The 23,592-nt window shown below is 63.6% G+C and carries 20 protein-coding genes and 2 pseudogenes; 8 read left to right on the top strand and 14 right to left on the bottom strand.

What is annotated here, in order from left to right:
- Positions 1 to 151: 151 nt before the first annotated feature.
- Together SVXhr_RS04645 and SVXhr_RS04640 are read right to left on the bottom strand one after the other, a co-directional pair.
- Positions 152 to 1,294 (bottom strand): YeeE/YedE thiosulfate transporter family protein, encoded by a 1,143-nt coding sequence (locus SVXhr_RS04645; RefSeq protein WP_275739886.1) that lies wholly within the window; start codon positions 1,292 to 1,294, stop codon positions 152 to 154.
- The gene (locus SVXhr_RS04640) at positions 1,287 to 1,703 is read right to left on the bottom strand and encodes a cupredoxin domain-containing protein (protein ID WP_275739884.1); all 417 of its coding nucleotides are present in this window, start codon (positions 1,701 to 1,703) and stop codon (positions 1,287 to 1,289) included. The genes SVXhr_RS04645 and SVXhr_RS04640 overlap by 8 nt, the downstream gene beginning before the upstream one ends.
- A gap of 95 nt (positions 1,704 to 1,798) precedes the next feature.
- Here SVXhr_RS04640 and SVXhr_RS04635 point away from each other — a divergent pair, with 95 nt between their 5' ends.
- Entirely contained in the window at positions 1,799 to 2,746 is a 948-nt protein-coding gene (locus SVXhr_RS04635) for a zinc-dependent metalloprotease (RefSeq protein ID WP_275739882.1), read from the top strand.
- 152 nt (positions 2,747 to 2,898) lie between these two features.
- On the opposite strand, the gene SVXhr_RS04630 is transcribed toward SVXhr_RS04635, so the two are convergent.
- From SVXhr_RS04630 to SVXhr_RS04610, 5 genes are all read right to left on the bottom strand, one after another.
- The gene (locus SVXhr_RS04630) at positions 2,899 to 3,366 is read right to left on the bottom strand and encodes a hypothetical protein (protein WP_275739880.1); all 468 of its coding nucleotides are present in this window, start codon (positions 3,364 to 3,366) and stop codon (positions 2,899 to 2,901) included.
- 716 nt (positions 3,367 to 4,082) lie between these two features.
- On the bottom strand, positions 4,083 to 4,628 hold the full coding sequence (locus tag SVXhr_RS04625) for a hypothetical protein (RefSeq protein WP_275739878.1): 546 nt from the start codon (positions 4,626 to 4,628) through the stop codon (positions 4,083 to 4,085).
- 115 nt (positions 4,629 to 4,743) lie between these two features.
- Entirely contained in the window at positions 4,744 to 5,139 is a 396-nt protein-coding gene (locus SVXhr_RS04620; protein ID WP_015788447.1) for a DUF1667 domain-containing protein, read from the bottom strand.
- Complete coding sequence (locus SVXhr_RS04615) at positions 5,140 to 6,492, bottom strand: FAD-dependent oxidoreductase (protein ID WP_275739876.1); 1,353 nt, start codon at positions 6,490 to 6,492, stop codon at positions 5,140 to 5,142.
- Positions 6,485 to 7,975, bottom strand: a complete 1,491-nt coding sequence (locus tag SVXhr_RS04610) for an NAD(P)/FAD-dependent oxidoreductase (protein ID WP_275739874.1) — start codon at positions 7,973 to 7,975, stop codon at positions 6,485 to 6,487. The genes SVXhr_RS04615 and SVXhr_RS04610 overlap by 8 nt, the downstream gene beginning before the upstream one ends.
- A gap of 422 nt (positions 7,976 to 8,397) precedes the next feature.
- Here SVXhr_RS04610 and tenA point away from each other — a divergent pair, with 422 nt between their 5' ends.
- The 4 genes and pseudogenes from tenA to SVXhr_RS04590 all read left to right on the top strand — a co-directional run.
- Positions 8,398 to 9,063 carry a thiaminase II gene (gene tenA, locus SVXhr_RS04605; protein WP_275739872.1) on the top strand — a complete coding sequence of 222 codons (666 nt, stop codon included), beginning with the start codon at positions 8,398 to 8,400 and terminating at the stop codon, positions 9,061 to 9,063.
- Positions 9,060 to 9,809 (top strand): TenA family protein, encoded by a 750-nt coding sequence (locus tag SVXhr_RS04600; RefSeq protein WP_275739870.1) that lies wholly within the window; start codon positions 9,060 to 9,062, stop codon positions 9,807 to 9,809. The genes tenA and SVXhr_RS04600 overlap by 4 nt, the downstream gene beginning before the upstream one ends.
- Positions 9,803 to 11,326 (top strand): sodium:solute symporter family protein, encoded by a 1,524-nt coding sequence (locus tag SVXhr_RS04595; RefSeq protein ID WP_275739868.1) that lies wholly within the window; start codon positions 9,803 to 9,805, stop codon positions 11,324 to 11,326. Before SVXhr_RS04600 ends, SVXhr_RS04595 begins: the two co-directional genes overlap by 7 nt.
- Before the next feature lie 44 nt (positions 11,327 to 11,370).
- Positions 11,371 to 11,819: pseudogene (locus tag SVXhr_RS04590) on the top strand (thiaminase II); the annotation flags it as partial.
- A gap of 390 nt (positions 11,820 to 12,209) precedes the next feature.
- Here SVXhr_RS04590 and SVXhr_RS04580 read toward each other — a convergent pair.
- Positions 12,210 to 12,941 (bottom strand): hypothetical protein, encoded by a 732-nt coding sequence (locus SVXhr_RS04580; protein ID WP_275739862.1) that lies wholly within the window; start codon positions 12,939 to 12,941, stop codon positions 12,210 to 12,212.
- A 124-nt stretch (positions 12,942 to 13,065) separates the two neighbouring features.
- Between SVXhr_RS04580 and SVXhr_RS04575 the strand changes: the two are divergent.
- Positions 13,066 to 13,365, top strand: a pseudogene (locus tag SVXhr_RS04575) (IS5/IS1182 family transposase); the annotation flags it as partial.
- A gap of 326 nt (positions 13,366 to 13,691) precedes the next feature.
- On the opposite strand, the gene SVXhr_RS04570 reads toward SVXhr_RS04575, so the two are convergent.
- Entirely contained in the window at positions 13,692 to 14,189 is a 498-nt protein-coding gene (locus SVXhr_RS04570; protein WP_275739861.1) for a FlaD/FlaE family flagellar protein, read from the bottom strand.
- 201 nt (positions 14,190 to 14,390) lie between these two features.
- Between SVXhr_RS04570 and SVXhr_RS04565 the strand changes: the two genes are divergently transcribed.
- Both SVXhr_RS04565 and SVXhr_RS04560 read left to right on the top strand, forming a co-directional pair.
- Positions 14,391 to 15,302, top strand: a complete 912-nt coding sequence (locus tag SVXhr_RS04565) for a ParA family protein (RefSeq protein WP_275739859.1) — start codon at positions 14,391 to 14,393, stop codon at positions 15,300 to 15,302.
- Entirely contained in the window at positions 15,299 to 16,306 is a 1,008-nt protein-coding gene (locus SVXhr_RS04560; RefSeq protein ID WP_275739857.1) for a chemotaxis protein CheW, read from the top strand. The genes SVXhr_RS04565 and SVXhr_RS04560 overlap by 4 nt, the downstream gene beginning before the upstream one ends.
- On the opposite strand, the gene SVXhr_RS04555 is transcribed toward SVXhr_RS04560, so the two are convergent.
- From SVXhr_RS04555 to nuoL, 5 genes are all read right to left on the bottom strand, one after another.
- Positions 16,293 to 17,456 (bottom strand): FAD-dependent oxidoreductase, encoded by a 1,164-nt coding sequence (locus SVXhr_RS04555; RefSeq protein ID WP_275739855.1) that lies wholly within the window; start codon positions 17,454 to 17,456, stop codon positions 16,293 to 16,295. The genes SVXhr_RS04560 and SVXhr_RS04555 overlap by 14 nt on opposite strands.
- Positions 17,457 to 17,508: 52 nt before the next feature.
- Entirely contained in the window at positions 17,509 to 18,480 is a 972-nt protein-coding gene (gene mvaD, locus SVXhr_RS04550) for a phosphomevalonate decarboxylase MvaD (RefSeq protein ID WP_275739853.1), read from the bottom strand.
- A 70-nt stretch (positions 18,481 to 18,550) separates the two neighbouring features.
- Positions 18,551 to 20,041 (bottom strand): NADH-quinone oxidoreductase subunit N, encoded by a 1,491-nt coding sequence (locus tag SVXhr_RS04545; protein ID WP_275739851.1) that lies wholly within the window; start codon positions 20,039 to 20,041, stop codon positions 18,551 to 18,553.
- Complete coding sequence (locus SVXhr_RS04540; RefSeq protein WP_275739849.1) at positions 20,041 to 21,573, bottom strand: NADH-quinone oxidoreductase subunit M; 1,533 nt, start codon at positions 21,571 to 21,573, stop codon at positions 20,041 to 20,043. The genes SVXhr_RS04545 and SVXhr_RS04540 overlap by 1 nt, the downstream gene beginning before the upstream one ends.
- Complete coding sequence (gene nuoL / locus SVXhr_RS04535) at positions 21,573 to 23,591, bottom strand: NADH-quinone oxidoreductase subunit L (protein WP_275739847.1); 2,019 nt, start codon at positions 23,589 to 23,591, stop codon at positions 21,573 to 21,575. Before nuoL ends, SVXhr_RS04540 begins: the two co-directional genes overlap by 1 nt.
- Position 23,592: the final 1 nt, after the last annotated feature.

Genomic DNA, 23,592 nt, shown 5'->3' with positions numbered 1-23,592 from the left:
CAACGAGTCAGGTGGCGCGGGCCTCGGCATTCTACTCCTGGGACTTGCCGTCCTGGCCATCGGGATTGCTCTTGCCCGAAAACTGCTTGCCGGCGACGGCGAAGATATCGAAATCGAAGCCTGACTTGTGAGGACCGGGCGAACAGCCGTGCTATCCCCGGGCACGAAAAAGCAATCGGGTACTGGCGTACGCACCGAGGACGATGCCGGTTCCGGCGACGATCCCGTGGATGCTCAGTGATGCCACGCCGGTGTAGAGGTTCGTCACGTTACAGCCGGGGGCGAGGGTTGCACCGACGCCCATCAGGACGCCGCCAGCGACGGGCGTGACGCCAGCCGAGCGCGACGGCGGTGTAAACTCGAAGTCATCACCGGCGAGTGCCGCCAGGAACGCACCCAGGAGAAATCCGGCAATGACGCCCATCCCCGGCGAGATGCTGCCGGAGTATGCGGCGTCGAAACCGGGGACAGTTTCCAGCAGGTCGGTACTGATCGCCCCGAACCCGAACGCGACCCAGTCCTCGAGTGGGCCCGAAACGGTCCAGACGCTCGACACGCCGATCCAGAGTGTCGCCGTGAGCGCGATCCCGATCCCGCAGGTCCGGGGATCCCACGGGCGACGGAACGCGCGGGCGACATCGATTCCCGAAGCTCGCGCCCCGACGTACTGGCGCGTGCCTGCAACGAGGCCCGCCAATCCAACGCGTACGGATTCGAGAAGCCCGTTGATCCGCCCCTCGTCTTCGTCGATCGACCCGTCGAATCGGCGCGTCGTCGATCCAGCGACGCCAGCGTACGCGAGAACGACGACGCCGACGTATGCGACCGCCACGAGCGGTGCGGGGACGGGAGCGGCGAAGGCAGTCCCGCCAGTTCCGAGCCACAGCGGCGTGAAATAGAACTCCGCGAGCCAGGGATGGACCAGCCCCGTGAGGAGGAACCCCACAAGGACACCACCCAACACGAGCGCGTACTGGCCGCTCCCGCTGGCGACGCGCCAGAGTGTACTCGTAATGCAGGCACCCGCAAGGATCATCCCGACGCCGAAGATAGCGCCGCCGATCAGCCCATAGAACCCCCACGAGGGGATCCAGAACCCGGCTTCGCCGCCCAGGAGATACGCACCACTCCAGGAGAGCGTCGTCAAGAGCGTGGCGAGCAGGATGCCGCCGCCGCCCCGAGACGATCGAAACAGAAAGAAGTCCGAGAGCGCGCTCGCATAGCAGATCCGGCCCTTCTGAAAGAAGACGCCGAATCCGACGCCAGCCACCAGCGCGAGGACGAGTTCACTCATTGGACTCGTCGAGGCTACAGCCACCCAGCACGTCGGCGGGGACGGCCTCGAGTTCGAAGGAGCCCGTGGTTTCGGGACAGTCGATCGCGTAGTCGCCGGGTTTCTCCGGGACAGTCACCGCCCGGCTGACGGTCCCGCCCGGCGGCACGCGGACCTCGAAGTCGCCGAAGTCCCCCCGCAAGACGTGGTCCCGGTCGTCGTGGTTCTCGAAGACGACGGTCACCTCGTGGCCCGCGGCAGCCTCCCACGAACTCGGCGAAAACTCGCCGTCGCGGATCGAGACGGTCGTCCGATGGTCTCTGTCGGTGCCCGTCGATTCGTCCTCTCCCGACGCGTCGAGGCAGCCACTCAGCCCCGACCCGAGCGCCACCCCTAGAATCCCGAGTAGACGACGTCGATGTAATGCCATCGTACAACAGGCCAATATTGCCGGCAACGGGCTATAACCGTTACGACGGCTGCCCAAGGGGGAAACCCTATCTTCGGCGACCGGCTACCGACCGTATGAATCTTTTCGAAAGTGCCCGGGCCCTCAGGGAGGCATCAGGAACGGGCCCGATCGACTGGGAGGCGGCCGCAACGGCGGCGACTGCTGCGACTGATCCCGGGTCGGTATCCCTGACGGCGGCCGAAGAAGAGGCCTACGCGGCCGACGTTCGGGCAGCCAGAGACGCGGTCACTGCGGCGACGAACGCCGCCTTCGAGTTACCCGAGTCGGTCACGATCCTGAACCGCAACCACTGGATCGAGGCGAACATCGGGACCTTCGAGCGCGTGATGGGACCGATCGAAGCCCGCGCGGACGAGATTCCGGGGATCGCCCGCACAATAAACACCGGGACGATGGCCGTCATGCTCGGCTTTCTCGGACGGAACGTCCTCGGGCAGTACGACCCCGTCTTGCTCGGTGAGGACCCCCACGAACTGTACTTCGTCCATCCCAACATCGTCGAGATTGCCGACCAACTCGACGTCCCCCACCCCCGGTTTCGACGCTGGATCGCGTTCCACGAAGTGACCCACGCCGCGGAGTTCGGGGCCGCACCGTGGCTGTCGACCTACCTCGAAACCCGCGTCGAGGAAACTGTCGGGGACCTCGCCGACGGTCAAATTGATCGCGACGCCTTCGCCGAACTCAACACGGCGATGACGGCCGTCGAGGGGTACGCCGAACTCGTGATGGACGACGCGTTCGATCGGCCCTACCAGGACCTCCGGGACGCACTCGACCGTCGGCGGAACAACCGTGGGCCAGTCGCCGGGCTCATCCAGCGACTGCTCGGGCTGGGCCTGAAGCGCCAGCAATACGAGCGCGGGAAGGCCTTCTTCGAGGCCGTCGCGGCCGAGAGAGGGATCAATGGCGCTCACGCCGTCTGGGAGCAACCGGAGAATCTCCCCACCGACGACGAACTCGATACGCCCACCCGGTGGCTCGATCGGGTCGATCCCTGAGATCGTCTCCCGGGTAGCGCCGTGGACTCTTGTCTTGCCCCTATGTGATCGAACAGCAAGACGGAGGGTGCAATGTAAATCGACCACCCGTCCCACGATGCCGTGCCGGGGATCGTCTCAATGTTCGATCAGGGGAGCGCGATCGACACCACTCAGTCCACACATGTGGCAAAAACTCCTCGCCTGTAGAAATCCAAAGTTTCCCAGGTGGGATCGACTTCTTCGATCGGGATCGAGAGTTCGACCACGCCGGCACCGTCGGAGATGTCCACGTTCACGTTAGAGACAGAATCGAATCGATTTCTCATCGGCTGATCCATAACGCCCTCGATGTTTTGCTCTACGGTACGCTCCTCACACATGTTCGATTGAATCTTCGGTTCCAAGACGACTTCTCTGGAGACGGCAGTGTCACCGTCGAAAGCGATAGTGGTTCCCCTCGGGGTGTGGGCTTCTCCAATCGAAATGTTGGCCACGAACCCGGGATCAAGCAACGAGGTAAACCGATCGAATGCGTCGCTCGTCTCGGAGAGTCGCTGTGAGCCATCGAACCAGTTGTCCGCGATCGATTTCACGGTATCGACAGCCTTAGAGGACTCCTCGTAAAGGTTCGAAACCACACACGTCGAGTCGTTTACCGCGATCGCCCGGGAAAGGCCGGAAGACACGAACTGCTGGCGATAGACATCGAGTCCACGATGCGATTCTCGTTGCTCGACAGCGACGTCGAGATCGTTCCCGCGTCCCCGCAAGATTTCCCGCGCTGGAAATTCGGCGTTCACCAGCGTATCCACGTCAACGGTGCCGGACGTCGCGAAGCCACGACCGGGCGAATAGTTCGAAAACACAGCCGTCTCCACGGAAATAGCCTCGCGGAACGTATCGCTCGGAAGGTACGCCGATCCATCCTGCCAGTCCTGTTTTGCGCTCTCCGGGAGGTCAGCTTTGCGGGACTCATACCGCGGTTGCGACCAGCAGAGGAAGCTTCGCTGGTAGCCCGACTCGCTTTCCGAATCCATGCCATCGCCGATCCATTGCAGGGGCGACTCGCTCCCGGTCGGACCCTGGTTCGATGCACGTGAACCGGCATAGGCGAGCGCACCTCCACCGAGGGCTGCGACCCCGAGACCACCGGCCGCGAGTAGTTGTCGTCTCGTTGGATTGGGCGACATGCTGAATCATTTTTCACTCCAACCGCATATATTCCTCGAATTGATTATCACATCTACAGATACTATCGATCCCCAACCGAAACTGGATGATCGCTCTATGTATCGCTTGAGAACGCCTCAGCGCACAACGATCATCCGAACAAACTCACTCGACCAACGATCACTCACTGGAACCCGCGGCCCACGTTCTCGTCGATCAAGTCCTCCAGTTCGGCGTCGAGTAACTCCTCGGCCTCCTCGAAGGTTTCCGTGAGGTCGTCCATCGCGTCGGGGCGGCCGTAGGCGTCGAACTCCATTGGGCCGTAGGCCGGGCTGTCCAGGGCGTCCATGAGGTCCTCGAACAACGCATCAGGGGAGGTCGATGACTGGGCGTGTTCCTGAACGACTGCCTCCAGTTGGTTCGCCTTCTCTCTGGCCTCGCGTTCGTCCTCGACCGGCTGCTGGACGCCGAAGCGGCCGGCCCCCTTCTCGGGGAACAGCGGCTCGATCTCGTCGTCGAGGCTGCGGGCGACTTCCGCGCCGACGCCCTGGACCTCGAAGGGGTTCTTCGCGTAGGTCTTGAGCTGATAGACGCCCACCGAGGGGTGGCCCAGGTAGAGGTCCTCGCCGATGCCGCCGGCGCGATCGCCGCCGACGGCGCGCCATCCATCCGGGTCACGGTCGTTCTCAACCACGTCCGCGAGGATGTCCTGCCAGTCTCGAACGCGCATAGAGATGGATAGTCGATCGGGTAGAATGAACGTGACGGTCCACGCGATGGAACTGCCACCACGGGAGCCGCGTCCGAGGAAGTCGTTGCGGTCTCAGTCTCGGCTGGCCCACCGATCAGTCGGCGGCTTTCGGCCCCTCGTCGGCTGCCGGGAGGTCGCGGGTCGCGACAATGTCGACATCGGTGTCACAGACGTTTTCGACGATCACGTCACCGAGTTCGACCGGGGCCTGGACTTCGACGGCAGCGATCTCACGCATGGCAGCTTCCAGCTCCGGTTTGGGCATCGGCTCGGCGGATTTGACGGGCACTCGTGGGAGGACGCCACCCGCGACGCGTGCCGTCGTCGGGAGGATCCGCGTCGGGTTCCGGTACTCCTCTTTGGCGTATTCCTTGCCTCTGGGGCAGGTGAAGCCCTCGATCGATTGAATCTCCCCACCCTCGACCTCGATGGAGACGTCACAGCCGACCGGGCAGGCGATACAGGTTATCTCGACGGTTTCAGGGCTCATCTAGATCTCCTCCTTTGGAACGACGTCAACCACGAGACGATTCTCCGGGAGGTCTTCGAGCGCCTCGGCGTCGAGATCGACCGTGATCATCTCGCCGGGTTCCGCACGGCGCTCGAACTCGCGAGCCAACTGCTCGTCGCCGCTCTCGACGGTGACGAAGACCTCGTTCATGGGCGCATAGACCCGCAGATACAACGGAAGTTCCTCGCGGTCGGCGTCGGATTTGCTGATCCGCTCCGGGACGACGTAGCTCACCGCGCCGGTGGATTCGATCTCGATCGGTTCCTCGCGGATGTCGATCTCGTCGTTGAGCTGTTTGGCGACCGATCGGCCGGCGATCATGCTCTCCTCGGTCACCCAGTCGACCAGATCGTGGACGTGGAGGACGTTCCCGCAGGCGTAGATGTCCTCGACGCTGGTCTCCCGACCGTCGTCGACGACCGGCCCGCCAGTGACGGGGTGCATGTCCACACCGGCACCCTCCGAGAGTTCGTTTTCGGGAATCAGCCCGACAGACAGCAGGACGGTGTCACACTCGATGTCGTACTCAGTGCCGGGGATCGGCTCGAAGTCGTCGTCGACCTCCTGGACGGTAACGCCCTCGACGCGTTCGTCGCCGTAGATCTCGGTGATGGTCTGTTGCGTTCGTAGTGGAATGTCGAAGTCCTCCAGACACTGGACGACGTTGCGGGTCAGTCCGCCCGAGTACGGCATTACTTCGAGGACTGCCGGGACCTCAGCCCCTTCGAGGTACATCCGTCGAGCCATGATGAGACCGATGTCGCCCGAGCCGAGGATGACTGCCTTCTCGCCGGGCATCTTCCCCTCCATGTTGATGTAGCGCTGGGCTGTTCCGGCGCTGAAGACGCCGGCCGGGCGGTCTCCCGGAATGTCCAGGGCCTCTCGCGTCCGTTCCCGACAGCCCATCGCCAGGACGACAGCCTCGGCGTCGATCTCGGTCAGCCCGACGTCTTCGCTGACGGCGTAGACGGTCTTCCCGTCGGTCACTTCCTGAACCATCGTGTTCAGCCGGATGTCGACGCCGCGCTCGGCGACGTTCTCGATGAACTCCTGGGCGTACTCGGGCCCCGTCAACTCCTCATCGAAGTAGTGCAGGCCGAAGCCGTTGTGGATGCACTGCTGGAGGATGCCGCCGAGTTCGAAATCCCGTTCGAGAATGACGATATCCTCAACGCCGTGATCGTAGGCTTCCTGGGCCGCAGCCAGTCCGGCCGGGCCGCCACCGACGACCACCAGATCGTGTGCTTCGCGTCGGATCGCACTCTCGGCCGCGGCGGCCGACTCGGTCGATTCAGCGGGCTCTGCCTCAGCCTCAGCCTCGGTTTCAGTCATCGGCATGCACCTCCTCACTGTCCTGGGCCAACAGCAGTTCTTTGGTGTCGCCGATCAGGACTTCCGAGCCGTCGCCTTCAAGTTTGATGTCAGTTTCATCGACGCCGTGTTCCTCGGCGAGGATCTCGACGACGCGAGGTTGGCAAAAGCCACCCTGACAGCGACCGGCCCCGGGGCGAACCCGTCGCTTGACGGCGTTGATCGTCCGAGCGCCGACCGGTTCGTTGATGGCGTCCCGGATTTCACCCTCGGTGATCATCTCACACCGACAGATGATCTGTCCGTAGGCTGGGTCTTCCTCGATCAGTGCCGCGCGCTCCGCGTGGCTCATGTGTCGGGTCTTCGGCGGCGGTGAGTACTGTGGATCGAACGTCGAGTCCTCCGTGAGCCCGCCTGCGAGGTCGCCCACGAGATCGACGACGAGTTCGGCGACTGCCGGTGCCGAGGCGAGGCCCGGCGACTGGATCCCGGCGACGTTGACGAACCCGGGGTCACGGCGTTCGATCCGGATCCGGAAGTCGCCGGTCTCTTTAATGGCCGGCCGAAGCCCCGCGAACTCCCGGATGACGTCGTCTTTCGAGAGGTCCGGGACGGTCTCCTGGGCTCCCGCAAGCACCTCGTCGAGTCCCTCGCGAGTCGTGGCCTTCTCGGTCACGTCATCGACCTCCTCGGCGTTCGGGCCGATCATCACGTTGCCCTCGTCGGTCGGGGTGACCACGATCCCTTTGCTGACCTCGGAGGGGACAGGGAAGACAGTCCGCTGGACGTCGACGTCCGTCTCCTTATCGTAGAGATAGTACTCGCCGCGGCGTGGCGTGATCTCGAAGTCGTCAACGCCGACCATCTCCGAGATGACGTCGGCGTACAACCCGGCCGCGTTGACGACGATGCTGGCCTCGATGTCGCCCCGCGCTGTCTGAACCCGGAACGCCCCGCTGGCCTCCTCGATGTCCGTCACCTCGGCGCTCAATTCGAACGTCACACCGTTGCTGACGGCGTTGTTGGCGAATCCGACCGTGAGTTCGAAGGGATTGACGATTCCGGCCGTCGGGGCCCAGAGGGCGGCGATAGCGTCGTCGGTGAGGTGCGATTCCAGTTCGTGGAGGCGCTCGCCATCGACGATTTCGAGGTCCTCGATACCGTTCTCACGCCCCCATTCCAACAGGGATTCGAGGTTCGGCCGCTCGGCTGCCTCGGTTGCCACCACGAGCGCGCCGCGCCACTCGATCGGGACGTCGAGTTCGTGCTGGATCCGCTCGTGATAGAGTTCGTTCCCTCTGACGTTGAGCCGTCCCTTCTGCTTGTCCGGGTTCGCGTTGAAGCCGGCGTGTAGCAGGGCCGTGTTGGCCTTGCTCGTCCCGGTACAGACGTCCGGCGCTGCTTCGAGCAACGTGACATCGAGTTCGTACCGGGAAAGTTCGCGAGCGATAGCTGTACCACTGACGCCGCCGCCGATGACTGCTACGTCAGTCCGGTCGTTCATTGTTGGACTCCGTGTCGCCCTGGACAGCGCACAGCCGCCGCCCTGTCAACGGGAACAGCGACCCGGATCGGTCGGTGACTGCTCACGAGACGGGACCTGAAACGGCCTTCAGTTCCGATCCGTCCACATCCAGGCTGTTGGACGAACGGATGACCCGCTCGTTACTGACTACTAGTCGTTTGGACGTGCTACGCCATATTAGCCTTTCTCAGCTTTCCCAGCCCCTGTGAACTCTCTTTCGAGATTTTCGACGGCTGTGGATTTCCATTCTCGAAGCCGTGTCACAGATCTCCCCGTTCCCGTCGTTTTTGATCTGATCTCCGTGTCTATGCTGGCAGGCCGGAACTCCGAAAATCCTCGTTTCGGTGTATAATTTGGTAGTATTAGTGAGTTATAAGCCGATCGAGTTCCACGCATCATCTATGAGCTTCACCGACGATCTGGAACCGACTGCCGAGCAGTACTGGGACGCCATCGTCGACCATCCCATGGTGGCCCAACTGGGCGAGGGGACGCTGGATCCCGAGCCCTTCAAACACTGGGTCCGCCAGGACTACGTCTACCTGATCGAGTACGGGCGCGTATTCGCGCTTGGGGCCGGGAAGGCCCCCTCGCTCGCCCGGATGGGGCGCTTCGCCGAGTTGCTCGACGCGACGATCAACACCGAGATGGATCTCCACCGCGAGTACGCCGCCGAGTTCGGGATCAGCGAGGCCGAACTCGAAGCGACCGAGCCATCGCCGACCACGCAGGGGTACACGGACTTTCTGGTGCGGACGGCCGCCGTCGGGACGTTCGGCGACACCGTGGCCGCGCTGTTGCCCTGTATGTGGGGCTTCAACGAGACTGCAACGCGACTGGACGCCCAGGGCCGGCCGGCTGAGGAGCGATACGCCGAGTGGATCGACACCTACGCCGGCGAGGAGTTCACTGACCTCACCGAGTGGTGTCTGGACCTGATGGACGCCGTCGCCGCTGAATCGAGTGCCGAAGACCGGGAACGCTATCGGGAGCTGTTCGAGACCTCGACGCGCTACGAGTATCGCTTCTGGGACGCCGCCTGGCGGCAGGAGGCGTGGTCGATATGAGCGACGCCACCCCAGCGCAGGCAGTCCCGGACAGCTTCGAAGCCTATGCCGCCGATCGTGGCGACGCGCGATTCACCGAGTGGCTCCGGGCTCGCGCGGAGCCGGACTTCTCGGCGGCCGTCGACCACCGATTCGCGGAGGAACTCGCAGCGGGCACGATCGACGACGCCGTCTTCCGTCGGTATCTCATGCAGGACTACGCCTTCCTCGATGCGCTCGTCGGCACGTTCGGCCACGCAGTCGGGGACGCGCCGGACATGGCCGCCCGCTCGCGCCTCGTCGAGTTTCTCGCCGTCCTGACTGACGACGAGAACGACTACTTCGAGCGCTCGTTTGCGGCACTGGATGTCCCTGAATCAGCGTACGCCGACCCCGAGCCGACCGCGACCACCCGGGCCTTCGAGGATCTGCTCGGGCGGGCGGCCCGGGAGGGTGGCTACGCCGAGACGCTGGCCGTCCTCGTTCCCGCCGAATGGGTCTACCTATCCTGGGCCGACCCGCGGGCCGACGCCGACCCGGACGCGTTCTATCTGCGGGAGTGGATCGACCTCCATGCCAACGACGGGTTCCGGTCGTTCGTCGGGTGGTTGCGCGAGGAACTCGATCGGGAGGGAGCCGACGCCTCACCCCGACGCCGGGCACGGCTCGACCGACTCTTCCGGCGGACGGTCGAACTGGAGCGGGCGTTCTTCGAGACGGCCTACGGCAGCCAGGACAGCGACGCCGGAGGTGAGGATCCATGGTGAGCACTGGCGTCGCCCTCGGTCTCACCGTCCTGACACTGGTCGCGTTTTCCGGGCTCGGCCTGTTGCACTCCCGGGGTCGCGTCGGCTCGGTCGAGGATCTGATCACGGCCCGCGATTCGGTCGGCGAGAAACGGATGACGGCGACGCTCGTCGCCTCGGTGATGGGCGTCTGGATCCTGCTGTCGGCCCCCGAGGCCGGTGCGAGTTTCGGGATCGCCGCGGTCGTGGGCTACGCGATCGGCGAAGCCCTGCCAATGCTCGCTTACGCAAAGATCGGCCCCCGGGTCCGGGCGGTCATCCCTGACGGCCACTCGCTGACGGAGTACGCCCACGCCAGATACGGGGCGTCGATGTACGCCTTCGTCCTCGCCGTGAGTGGGCTGTACATGTTCGTGTTCCTCGCCGCCGAACTGACGGGCATCTCCCGGGCGCTCGCGATGGTCGCCGACGTGCCGCAGTGGCAGACCGCCGTCCTGGTCGGCGGGTTCGTCCTCCTGTATACGGGCTATGGCGGCCTCCGGGCGAGTATCTTCACTGACACCCTCCAGGCGATCATCGTCATGCCGTTGCTTGTCATCGCCGCGGCCGGTGCGGTGTTCGCCCTGGGCGGTCCCGGTGCCGTCTACGATGGGATCGTCGCCACCAACCCGACGCTGCTGGATCCGGGCTTCTGGCCAGGGTTACAGTTCGGGATCGCCCTCTCGTTTGCGATCCTCGGTGCGGAGTTGATCAACCAGACCTGGTGGCAACGCATCTACGCCGGCAGCGACAGTGAAACCGTCGAGCGTGGCTTCCTGCGAGCGTCCCTCGCAAACGGCCTGATCGTTCTCGTGGCCGCTTTCTTCGGCGTTATCGCCGCCGGGCACGCGAACGTCGTGACCGCCGGCGAGGGGTACAACGCGGACCTCTCGTTTTTCCTGTTGCTGAACGAGGCCTTCCCCGAGTGGCTCGTCCTGGCCGTGGTCCTCCTGGCGCTGCTGCTCGTGATGAGTTCCGTCGACACGCTGTTCAACGCCCTTTCGAGCCTCGTGACCGCTGACCTGCCGCGCCTGATCGACGATCCGGACGACCGGACGCTCGCGCTTGGTGCACGGGCATTTACCGTCGTCATCGCCGTGGCAGCCATCTACGTCAGCCTGCGGGCCAGGAGCGTCCTCCGGCTGTTCTTCCTCGCGGATCTGCTCGGAGCCGCCGTCGCGTTCCCGCTCCTGTATGGCCTCTACTCGCGCCGACTGACCGGAACCGGCGCGCTCCTCAGCAGCCTCGCCGGACTCGCTTTCGGCCTGGCGTACTTCCCGGATCTTCGCGAGTACATCACGGCAATCCCGATCGTGGGAGCCAACCTGCCAGTGGCTGATGACCTCTATCTCACGTCCTTTGCCGGCGCGTTCATCCTCTCGACGCTCCTGGCGCTCGTTGCCGCCCAACTCTCGACGTCGACCGTCGACCACGACTCGCTGTCGCGCCGCATCCGCCGCCTCGACGGCTCCGGAGCCGAGAGCCCGGCTGATGATTGACGGGCCAGCGCAAGAGCGCTTCGTCGCTCGCTCAGATGGGGCGTTTCGCCGAACTGCTCGACGCGACAATTAACACCAAGATGGATCTCCACCGCGAGTACGCCGCCGATTTCGGGATCAGCGAGGCGGAACTCGAAGCGACCGAGCCGCCGACGGTCCAGGGGCATACGGACTTCCTTGTGCGGACGGCCGCTATCGGGACGTTTGGAGACACGGTAGCTGCGCTGTTGCCCTGTGGGGCTTCAACGAGACCGCAACGCGGCTTGACGCCCAGGGCCGTCCCGACGACGAGCGTTACGCCGAGTGAATCAAAACCTACGCCGGCGAGGAGTTCACGGAACTCACCCAGTGGTGTCTGGACCTGATGGACATGGTCGCTGCCGAATCGACCCCCGAGGACCGGGAGGGCTATCGGGAGCTGTTCGAGACCTCGGCGCGCTACGAGTATCGCTTCTGGGACGCCGCCTGGCGAGATGAGGAAAGGTTTGTATGAGCGACGCCACCCAAGATTAGGCAGTTTCGGACAACTTCAAATGTATCTTTAGATAGATAAAAGCGTAAATATTCGTTCTCAAAGCTGTTTTAGTCACGCCGCTGCAGAAACAGCCGGTAGCTCGCTCAGATCCTTCGTGTTCGTATAAGTAAACTATTTGATAACTACCGATAGATGCGAAATTGAGGCAAAGAAACGAGGACATAGTTAGCGAATCCGCTGTCCACTTCCGACGGGGTGGATTTGTCTTACCCACCAGTGATTATTTGACCGACTAGTACAGGTTTTTCTGTGAAGCGATAGGTTTGACGTTGGCAACAAAGTCCTCACGCATCAACGCATTCGGTTTAACGATCTATCTTGGCGATATTTAGTAATTCAACACGCAATTTAGTGATTGAAGTAATGGTGGGATTTGGTGCCTTCTAGGATATTTTTATCATAATAGCAATTCGTCCTAGGTTCGATTTCGCAATGGCTTTTGTCTTTTAAATCAACTATCCAGTCAACTTCGACGAATTCCTCCGCTATATCTAGTGTGTTAGCGTAAAAGACAGCCGTTGCGTCAATGGCAACGTAGTCACTGGGTATATCTCCTCCAAAATCATACCGAATATCACACAGCTCCTGCTCAGGTTTTGTCTTATTGCTAATGTGCAGATCACTTCTGGCCATAGTTTGAGAAGCCGTAACGCTTAAACTGTCAGCGGATACCCCGGCCCCGAGACTGATGAAATAGCTTTGGCTACCGATAGAACCGCTTGGAACAACCGCTGCTCTATTATTCAGCATGGCTATAGTTGCGCCATTCTTTCCTTTTATCTGAATTCTTGCCTTATTATGATTTAACCCCGCAGCATTGAGGTCGAGGACAACATGCACGACTCGGTAATACTCCGGATCGAGACCGGTTCCTGACTTTGGCTGATAAACTTCCGATATTCCGTCAATAACCGCGCCTTCATGCGTCTCATCAATATACAAATGAAGAACCTTTTCGAAATCCTCGGCGAGATGAAGATCATCACCACCAGCACTCACTGGAGAGGTCGCCGTCCCGAGAACGGCGCCTCCGGCAAGGAGTTTTCCAGACGTTTTTAGCACTTTACGGCGACCAATCATGTCACTCTTATCGGACAGATATCCTGATGATGATTCGCAATAAAGTTATATCTTTCTATATCCCACTATCGAAATCAAATACAACCATCAGAAACTAGAATGCAAGCTGAGGACTGTGTTCGGAGTGATCGATTGGCCCGATGGAAGGCGCTGGAATAAGAGAGTCACCCACTACGTTGACGAACCGGAGGTACCCGCCGCGCCGGAGGGCGCGGGCGGTACGCCAAGTGGGTGCAGAGTGCCGATTCTGTACCACGTCGAACTGGAAAAGAGTTACCGCGAGACTGAAGACTCCCTCAACGAAATGCCCGGTGCTCTTGCCGTGTTTGCTCTTGACGAGGCACCGGACTACAGTTCGTTCCACCGGTTAGAGAAAGAGTTCCGGCTGCGTGAACTGCGCCGCCTGCTCCGCGTGTATGCGGCGTAGGCGGGCTGGAGTGGTGAAGCCGCGAATGACGTAAGTGCTTCCCAGCCGCCGATGGGCTCTATCTCACGTCCTTTGCCGGCGCGTTCATCCTCTCGACGCTGCTGGCGCTCGTTGCCGCGCAACTCTCGACGTCCACCGTCGACCACGACGCGCTATCGCGTCGCATCCGCCGCCTCGACGGCTCCGGTGCCGAGAGCCCGGCTGATGACTGACGGGCCAGCGCAAGAACGCTTCGTCATCTGCTGAGGAGCTCTCAGCTCCGAAGGAAACAGCCACAAGAACGAAGAGACGGACAACAGAGACCCGGGACGGACCGCGTCAGATCATTGCATCGACGCCAGCTTGCCGATGTGGACCAGACTCAACAGATGGTCGTCGATGGTCAGATCGCCGTCGGCCGAACGCTCGTCGAGGCCGAGCAGGTAGTCATCGAGGTCGTCGCCGACATCGTCGGTGATCCAGTTGACCTCGACGTAGTAGTCGATGGCCTCGTTTGCGCCACGGAACCCGGCTTTTTCGAGCAGGTAGGATAGCCACTCGAAGACGATGAGTTCGCCCGCGTACGTTTCGGGCAGGGAACGCAAGTAGGGCTTTTCAGGGTCGCCGCCGGCCATACTTTCCAGTGGGAGCAACTGGCGGTACAGTTGGGAGCGATACGCGTCGTCGCCGAGCACGTCACCGCTCAGGCCGCCGGCGTCCAAATCCGGGGCTGGCGTGGATCCGTCCTCCTCGTCGTCACCGACCGGAATCGTGGCCCCGCCGCGTTCGCGGGCCATCTTCCGGAGTTCGTCGAGGTCGTAATCCCGGGGGTTGATCGACATAGGTTTTGATACTCCATCATTTACGCTACTCAGTGTTAAATCTTGCAGTGGGATGTGACGGGCGTCAGACGGCCCTAACGCCGCGACACGGGGGAGTAGAGACTCGAAGGAAGGCGGGACAGCGCCCATTCTGATTTCAGCATTTGATACCCGCGAGCGTATTTTTATAGCTATCGAACCCGAGCGTTCCGATAACTGACGATGAGCAGCGACACATCGGCCCGGCCCGCCACTGTTTGCGTGACCAACGCGAAGGGCGGAACGGGCAAGACGACGATCGCGATCAACGTCGCCGGAGCACTCAACGAGCGGGGCCACGACGTTCTGTTCGTGGACATGGATCCCCAGGGAAACGCCACCGAGGGACTCGGCCTCCTCGACTCCTATGACGCCGAGCCGCCGACGCTGTTCGACGTCCTGACCGACCGAGAGATGCGATCGTCCATCGATGACCTGATCGTCGAACACGAGGAGATGGACGTCGTTCCCAGCAGCGTCGATCTCCTCCAGGCCGAACACGAACTGACGATCGCCGACCTCATGGCGTGGGCAAACACCGATCCGACAGTCGATATCGACCCGGCGGCGCTATCGTCGCTCGCGATCAACGTAACACCCGAGACAGTGCCCGGCGATCACGCACTGGAACTGCTTGATCTGGCGCTGTCGACAGTCAAGCCGGAATACGACGTTATTATCATCGACTCGCCGCCGTTTTACGGGAAACTAACCGATACGGCGATCTACGCAGCCAGGAGCGTGCTCGTGCCGGCGCTGACCGAGGCGAGTTCCGAGCGGGCCATCGAACTCCTCGTCGATCAGATCGCCGCGCTTGAATCCCAGGTCGACATCGACGTCGATACGGTGGGCGTCGTCGCCAACCGCGTCGAGCAGACCAACGAAGACACGGCCATGCTCGAATGGCTCGAGACGGTGTTCGAGGACTATCCGATCTGGGAGGTCCGCAAGCGGGTCGCCCTCCAGCGGGCGTTCTCGGCCGGCACATCTATCTTCGCCTACGAGCAATCGGTAGACATGGAATCGGTCTTTCTCGACATCGCCGAAGGGATCGAAACACAGTACGAGATCGAAGCCGCCGAGGTGCCAGCATGAGTGACGAAGACGATCGAATGGACAGGGCGGAGCGTATCAAGCAACTGCGACAGGGTCGCCGTGGTGGACAGGCTAACGATGCGCCCGAGGACACGGCGGACGACGAAACCGACGCCAGCGCGGAACAGACGAGCGCTGATGAACCCGCCGAGACTGAAACAGGCGATTCCCCCGCGAAAGCAGACTCTGTGCCGGACTCCGAAGGGGAGAGCGGAGCCACTGGCGGAGCAGCCGCCGAGATCCCGGCCGAACCGGACGAGCGGGGTGAGATGACGGACGACCCGGCGACGACAACCGACGCCGCTGCGAGCGACGAGGCCGAGACACCGCCGGACGGGGACACAGACGAAGCGCCACCGGCGGGAGAATCGAACTCGGCCGGGACGGACAGTGACGAGGCGGACGATGCCCTCTCAGCAGCGCAGGCGGCGGCCCAGGCGGCGGCGGAATTCGAGACTGACGACCTCTCCGACATCGAATCAGGCGGCGACGAAGCCGGCGAGATGGACGCGGAAGCCGGGGACAACGCGGCAGCGCCGGCGGGGGCAACCATCGCCGGAGCCGACGTCGAAGAGACGACCGAAGCCGAGACACGCGTCCTGGAGTTCCGGCTGGGCGAGGAGCGCTACTGTCTCGACATCGAATACGTCGAAGAGATCGTCAGAGAGGAGACCGTCACGCGAGTTCCCAACACCCCGGAGTACGTCAATGGCGTCGTGGACCTGCGGGGCCAGATCACGACGATTCTCGATCCGAAGATCGCGGCCGACATCGAGACGAACGCCGATGACCAACTCATCATCGTCTTCGACGCCGATACGTTCGAAGATCACGGAGAGATCGGGTGGCTCGTCGACGCCGTCGACCAGGTGTCGCTTATCGCGGAGTCAGACGTCAAGGAACCCCCTGTCGAGAAACCGTACATCAACGGAGTCATCGAGCGAGGGGACGAATTCGTCATCTGGACGACGCCGGAGCTCGCCCTGGACGTCACTGAGGAGTAACGTCGCGCGCAGATTCGTGTGCGACTGCATCCTGAACGTGTGCGACGGCGTCTTCGACGGCACCGATACTTGTCAAATACCCTGCCCCGACGGTCGTTTTGACTGCGTTTGCTGGGGCCCCTGAGAGGATCGTCGGCCCGACTCTGGCAACCGCGTCGTCGCCGACGCTAACGAGCCACCCCATTTCATCGTCGTTATATCGTTCAAGCCGCGGCTCGAACCCGCCGGGTGCCAGGCGATGCTCGACCACGCGAGCGACGTTCGTCGCCGCGACACCGGCCTGGCGGATCGCCGCATGAGCCGTCGGCGGCACGCGTGTCCCGTCGGCGTCGACGACGTCTGCGGCGTCACCGAGTGCGAACGCGTTCGGCCCCAGTCGAAGCGTCGCCGGCACCGTCGGTCGGTCGCCGTCCTGGGCCGCTGGCCCCCGGATGCCGCCGGCCCAGACGAACTGATCGTACCGGATCGGGTCGCCATCGGCGACTGTAACCGCATCGTCGGTGGCACCGGTGATCGTCGTCGACGTGTGGCATTCCACGCCGGCCGATTCGAGTGCATCCCCGACGGCGTCCTGCAGGCGGTCGTCGAACCCCGGGGGTACCGCGTCGGCCTGCTCGAGGAGTGTGACCGCGACCGTCTCGCTCGCGTCGCGCTCACGGGCGAGCGCCGCGAGTTCGCCCGCCGTCTGGATGCCGGTGAGTCCACCGCCACCGACGACGACGCGGCCACCGTCTGCAAGGACGGCCTCAAAGTCATCCCGGATAGTGTCGACATCGGCCGGTCGGTGCAGCGGCGTGGCGTACTCGGCGACATCCTCCAGCCCGAAGAACTCCGGATCGCCACCGAGCGTGACAACCCCGAAGTCGTAGGACAGTGTCTCACCGTCGGTCAGGGTGGCGACACCCGCGGTATGATCGAGGGCCTCGACGCGGGCTTCTCTGATCGTGGCGCGCTCAAGGACGAGTCCCAGCGGAAGCCGAATGTGTGCAAGTTCGTCCGGGTAGCGAATGCCCCGGTGAAGCAGGTGGCGGACGACGTGTTCGCCCGACTCGTCGACGACGACCAACTCGACGTCGTCGGGTAATGATCGTTCCAGCCGTCGAGCGACACCCAGCCCGGCGTATCCCGCTCCGAAGATAGCGACGCGCATACAGGCCGTTGGCGCGCCAGCAGCCTAAAGGCACGGACGGGCCGAAAACGACTCAGAACAACGCTTCGTCCGAATCACGGACGCGGGCTGGCCCACCGACGTGCCAGGTGAGCGTCTCGATCCCGAGTGCTTCGATCGCCGATTCGACGCGGTCGACGTACTCGGCCGTGGTGTTGACGTAGATACTCGCGCCGGTATCGCCGGAGAAGTAGACGGGAACCCCGTCGTCGCGAAGGTCCCGAACCGTCTCGAAGACTTCGAGGCTCTCGGGTTGCCAGTAGACCCAGCCGCTGGGGCCGGTCATCGTCGTCGCCGCCAGCGAGAGCGTGTCGTGTTCGGCGATCTGGAAGGTCCGCTCGAAGTCCCCGCGACCGAGCGCGTCGCGCATGTCCGCGAGTTGCTCGTGGACGTGGGCGAGTCGGCCCTCGAACATGTGGCTGTCTTCGGCTTCCGCGTGGGCTTCCTCGGTCTCCTTGTATGCAGGGATCACCGCGCCGACGATCCGAACGTCATCCTCGAAGGGGACGTCGAGTCGCTTCGAACGGCAGTCGGCGTCGTTACTGCCCGCCCGCAGATCCGAAAAGCCGCCCGTGACCGCCCGCGCCGCCGAGGTCGAACCCCGGCGTGCGATGGTCGAGATCTCCGGGCGTGAGAGGTCCAGCCCGGCTGCCTCGACAAGGGCCATCGCCAGCGCCGCGAATCCCGACGCCGAGGAGCCAAAGCCGACGTTCGACGGGAAGTTGTTCTCACTTGCAACGCGGACGCGTTCGTCGAGATCGGCCCGCTCGCGAACGTGATCGACGATTGTCCGAATCCGTTCGGCCCCGCGTCCCTCGACGCGCTCGCCGTCGATGACGTACTCGTCCTCGCTACGCTCGGGTTCGAAGGCGACGGTCGTCGTGGAGTTGCTCGGCGCGGTACAGAGGCTGATCGAGTCGTGATACGGCGTCCGGAGTTCGGGGTCGCGTATCCCGTGGTACTTCACCAGCCCCTGGATCGGGTGGGCCGTCGCTGTCGCTTGCATACGTGGGGGTGCAGTGGGTTGCACTTAGATGCCGCGTAATCGGAAAACCGTGGCGTCGAATGACCGAGATCTACACCAGCGCGGCCGCGGCGGCGATCGCCTTCTCGCTCGGGAAGCCGAAGGCCGGAAGGAGTAGGACCGTCACGACCGCCGCGACGATGATCGCGGTGTACAGCCCGATCGGGTAGGATTCGATCTCGAAGGACTGGGTCGGCTCCTCGAACCACAGCGCCTTGACGACCCGCGAGTAGTAGAACAGCGAGAGGGCGCTGGCGATCGCACCGACCGCGGCCAGCCACCACAGCCCCGCGTTGACGGCCGCGCCGAAGAGGACGTACTTCGAAAGGAAGCCCGCCCCGACGGGCAGGCCGGCGAGGCTGAACAGGAAGATCGTCATCGCCACCGAGGCGACCGGGGCTTCCCGCGCCAGGCCGTTGTAGTCCTCGAAGGTCCGGCCGACGTCCCAGTACTCCGCCAGCGCGACGAACATGAACGCGCCGGTGTTCATGAACCCGTAGACCAGCAGGTGGAGCATGCCGGCTCCGAGCACCAGGCTGCCGTCAGCATCCGGGGTCAGCGCCGCAAGCGAGATCAGGACGTACCCCGCGTGACCGATCGAAGAGTACGCGAGCATCCGCTTGACGCTCCGCTGGGTCGCCGCGGCGAAGTTCCCCAGCACCATCGTGGCGACCGCCAGGATCTGGAAGAGGAGCAGCCAGTCGATGGTGCCGCTGATCAGGTCATGGGGGAACGCCGTCGTGAAGAGCCGGAACGCGAGGACGAACCCGGCGGCCTTCGACGCCGAGGAGAGGAACGCCGAGATCGGCGTCGGTGCGCCCTCGTAGGCCTCGGGGGCCCAGAAGTGGAAGGGGACGCTCGCGGTCTTGAAGGCGACGCCGCCGGCGACCATCACGACGCCGACGCCGAGAATGCCGGCCGGGGCGTCCCCGAGTGCGGCCGCGACCTCGGTGAACGCGAGGTGGCCAGTCGCGGCGTAGACCAGGCTGATCCCGTAGATGAAGATCGCCGAGGACAGCGCGCCGACGAGGAAGTATTTCAGTCCACCCTCCACGCTACCCTTGTTGTCCTTGAGCGAGGCCACCAGCGCGTAGGACGGCAGACTCGCCAGTTCGAGGGCGAGCAGTGCCGTCGCGAAGCTGTTGACCGCGCCGAGCAGGGTCATCCCGGTCGCCGCCAGGAAGAGTAGCGAGAAGTACTCCGCCCGGTAGGGCACGCCAGTATAGTAGTCGTAGCTCCCGAGAACGACCAGTGCGAGAACGCTGGCGACGATCGTCCCGAAGACGAGAGTCATGCCGTCGACGATCAACTGGTCGCCGAACAGTTCGATCGCGCCCGGTTGGCCGGTTCCGGCCGCCAGGTACCAGACGTTGAACCCGAGCGCAGTGAGTGCGCCTGCGAGTCCCACCGCGGTGAGGAGGCCGGTGTTCGTCGTGTCGGGTTCCGGCTCGATGCTGTCGATCACGAACAGGACCAACGCCGTCAGCCCGAGCACGAGCGCGGGGGCGAGCGCGGCCCACTGTGGAAGTTCTATGGCTGCCATCAGACACCACCTCCGAGTTCGACGACCGGCGCAACCGCGTCCTGGATCATCCCGTAGAACAGGTCAGGATGGATCCCGAGGATGATCACACAGGCAAGCAGGACGAGCAACGGCGCGACGTCCTGGACTGGTGCGCGTGAGAGTTCGTAGTCGGTTGCGAGTTCGAACGGCCCGAACAGCGCCCGCTGCATCGCAAAGAGGAGGTAGCCGGCGACGATCACGATACCGAACATCGCGCTGGCGGTGAACAGCGGCGCGCCCGGGAGTACGTCCGATGGGAACGCGCCGATGAAGATCAGCGCCTCCCCGATGAACCCGCTCATCAGCGGCAGCCCCATGTAGCCGAAGGCCGCCGCGACGAAGATGCCCGAAGTCACCGGGAGTCGATCCGCCAGCCCGGACATGTCGCCGACCATCCGGGTGTGGGTCTGGTTGTAGACCACGCCGACGACCATGAACATCAGCCCGGAGATGAACCCGTGGCTGACCATCTGGAAGGTCGCCCCGCCCACGCCGTGGACGGTGTAGGCGATCAGCCCCAGCAGGACGTAGCCCATCGACGAGATCGAGGAGTACGCAACGATCCGCTTTAAGTCGCGCTGGGCGAGCGCGAGCATCGCGCCGTAGATGACGCTCACCACGGCGAAAATCGCGATGATCGTCGCGTTGGCCGCCGCGACGTCGGGCAACATTGTGAAGTTGAACCGCAGCAGGGCGTAGGTCCCCATCTTCAGGAGGACGCCCGCGAGCAGCACCGACACCGGCGTCGGCGCTTCGACGTGGGCGTCGGGCAGCCAGGTGTGAACCGGGACGATCGGGACCTTGACCGCGAACCCGGCGAACATCGCGAGGAAGGCTGTCGCCTTCAGTGCATCCGGCTCCAACCCGGCGAAGCTACCGAGCGCACCCTCCTCCTGGAGCGTCTGGGCGATCACCGGCAGGTCGAGGCTGGCGACGCTGTCGCCCAGCCCGAACACCAGCGCGATGAACCCGATGAACATCACTAGGCTCGCCACGTTCGTGTAGACGAAGAACTTGATCGCGGCGTACTTCCGGCGCGGGCCGCCCCAGATCCCGATCAGGAAGTACATCGGGACCAGCACGACCTCCCAGAAGACGAACCACAGGAAGAAGTCCAGTGCGGCGAAGACACCCAGCAGTCCCGCCTCGAGCAGGAGTACCAAGGCGTAGAACTGCGACTCGCGCTCGTCGATCGGGGTCCAGGCCGAGACGATCGCGGCCGTCGTGAGGATCGTCGTCAGGACGAGCAACGGCAGGCTCACGCCGTCGAGCCCGACGTGCCACTGGAGGGCGTACGGCCCCAGGTCGAACCAGGCGAACTGGGTCTCGAAGGCGGGGTCGTTGCCCAGCAGGGCGTTGCTCGCGCCGTCGAAGGCCGACCACAGGTAGAGGCTCCCGCCGAGCGGCACGAGGCTGAGGACGGCAGCGAGTTTGCCGGCGTAGCGGTTCGGGGCCAGCGCAACGACACCGGCACCGACCAGCACGCTCACGAGGAGGGCTTCGAGCAGCATTAGAACCACCCCCCGAGCAGTGCGAAGGCGACCAGCAACGCGACCAGCCCGAGCGTGACCAGCGAGGCGTAGTTGGTCACGACGCCGGACTGGATCCGGCGGACGCGCTCGCTGCCGAAGAGGCTCACGCTACTGGTGGCGTTGACGACGCCGTCGACGATACTCTGATCGAACGTGTCGGCCGCGCGGGCGATCGGCACTGTCACGCCCCGGGCCAGCCAGACCTGGTACTCGTCCTGGTAGTAGTTGTTCATGAGCAACGTCTTGAGGCCGCCGAGCCGGTCCGTGTGTTCCTCGGGATCCGGCACGGCATAGAGTCGATAGGCGATGCCGGCCCCCAGGAGAGCGAGGCCGAGCGAAACCGCTGCGCCCGCGAGGACGGTTCCGACCTCGCCGAGCGGGTTCTCGGCCGTGTAGTGCGCGTAATCGTGGAGCAGCACTTCGTAGTGATGAACCGAGAGTAGTTCCGTGGCGCTCCCCAGCCAGTCGTGGAGGAAGGTCAGGTGGACGCCCGTGACCTTCTCGACCGGCGCGAGGTTGATGACGCCGCCGACGGCCGCGAGGATCCCGAGCACGGCCAGCGGGAGTTTGACGTTCCACCGGACGGGGTGGGGATCCTCGGCCTGTTCAGTCCGGGCGTCGCCGTGGAAGGTCAACAGGACCATCCGGAAGGTGTAAAAGCCGGTGAAGGCGACGGCGGCCAGTCCCATCGCGTAGCCGGCGAGCAGGAGCGGCGAGCCGCCCAGCCCGTGGATCAGCGTCTCGTAGAGCACCTCGTCCTTCGACCAGAAGCCGGCAAAGGGGAAAATGCCAGCAAGCGCGAGCGATCCCGAGAGGAACGCGTAGTAGGTCACGGGCATCTTCTCCTTCAGGCCGCCCATGTCCCACATGTTCTCGTTGTGGTGCATGGCGATGATGACCGACCCGGCACCCAGGAACAGCAGCGCCTTGAATATCGCGTGGGTGGTGAGATGGAAGACCGCGGCGACGTACCCGCCGCCGCCCAGTGCGAGCATCATATACCCGTACTGAGAGATCGTCGAATAGGCGAGCACCTGCTTGAGTTCCTGTTTGACCAGCGCCATCGACGCCGCAAACAGCGCGGTGAATCCGCCGACGAGCGCGATCACGCCCAGGGCGGTCGGGGAAAGCAGGTAGAAGCCGTACATCCGCGCGACGAGGTAGACGCCGGCGGCGACCATCGTCGCCGCGTGGATGAGCGCCGAGACGGGGGTCGGACCCTCCATCGCGTCGGGGAGCCAGGTGTGCAGCGGGAACTGCGCGGACTTGCCGATCACGCCGCCCAGCACCAGCAGGCCGGCGAGCGTGATCGCCGTCTCCGCACCCAGTCCGTAGAAGGTCTGGCCCCCGTCGATCGCATGCTGGGCGAGTTTCGGGAAGCCCTCCTCGCCGACGAACAGCCCGGTGCCGAACATCGAGAGGATGGCGACGGTGCCGACAAGGAAGAAGTAGTCCCCGAAACGGGTCACGAGGAAGGCCTTCTTCGCCGCGCTGGCCGGGCCCGGCTCACGGAACCAGAAGCCGATCAGCAGGTACGAACACAGCCCGACGAGTTCGAAGAACATGAACGCCATCAGGAGGTTGTCCGCGAAGACGAAGGCGAGCATACTGAAGGCGAACAGCGAGAGCTCGGCGTAGTATCGCCGAAGGCCACCCTCTCCTTCGTCGTTCATGTACCCGAGCGAGAAGACGAACACCAGCAGGGCGATCAACGAAACGAGGGTGAGCATCAGCGCCGAGAGCGGATCGATCAGGATGCCGAAGTGCAGACTGATCGCGCCCTCTCCGGAGAGGAACGTATAGAGTTCCGCGTGGTACGGATCGCCGTTGGCCACGGCCACCAGCGAAAGCGCCGAGAGGACGAGCGAGCCCCCCAGCGCGGCGATGCCGGCCAGCGCGCCGCGCTTTGGCAGGTAATTGCCGCCGAGCAACACGACGACGAAGGCGGCCAGCGGGAGCAATGCGATCGCCGGAGCGAAGTCAAATATTCCTGTCATG

Origin of the sequence: Halorhabdus sp. SVX81 (genome assembly GCF_029207715.1) — an archaeon.
GTDB lineage: Archaea > Halobacteriota > Halobacteria > Halobacteriales > Haloarculaceae > Halorhabdus.
The sequence above is the reverse complement of the archived record's forward strand: the minus strand, read 5'-3'. Positions and strand labels throughout refer to the sequence as shown.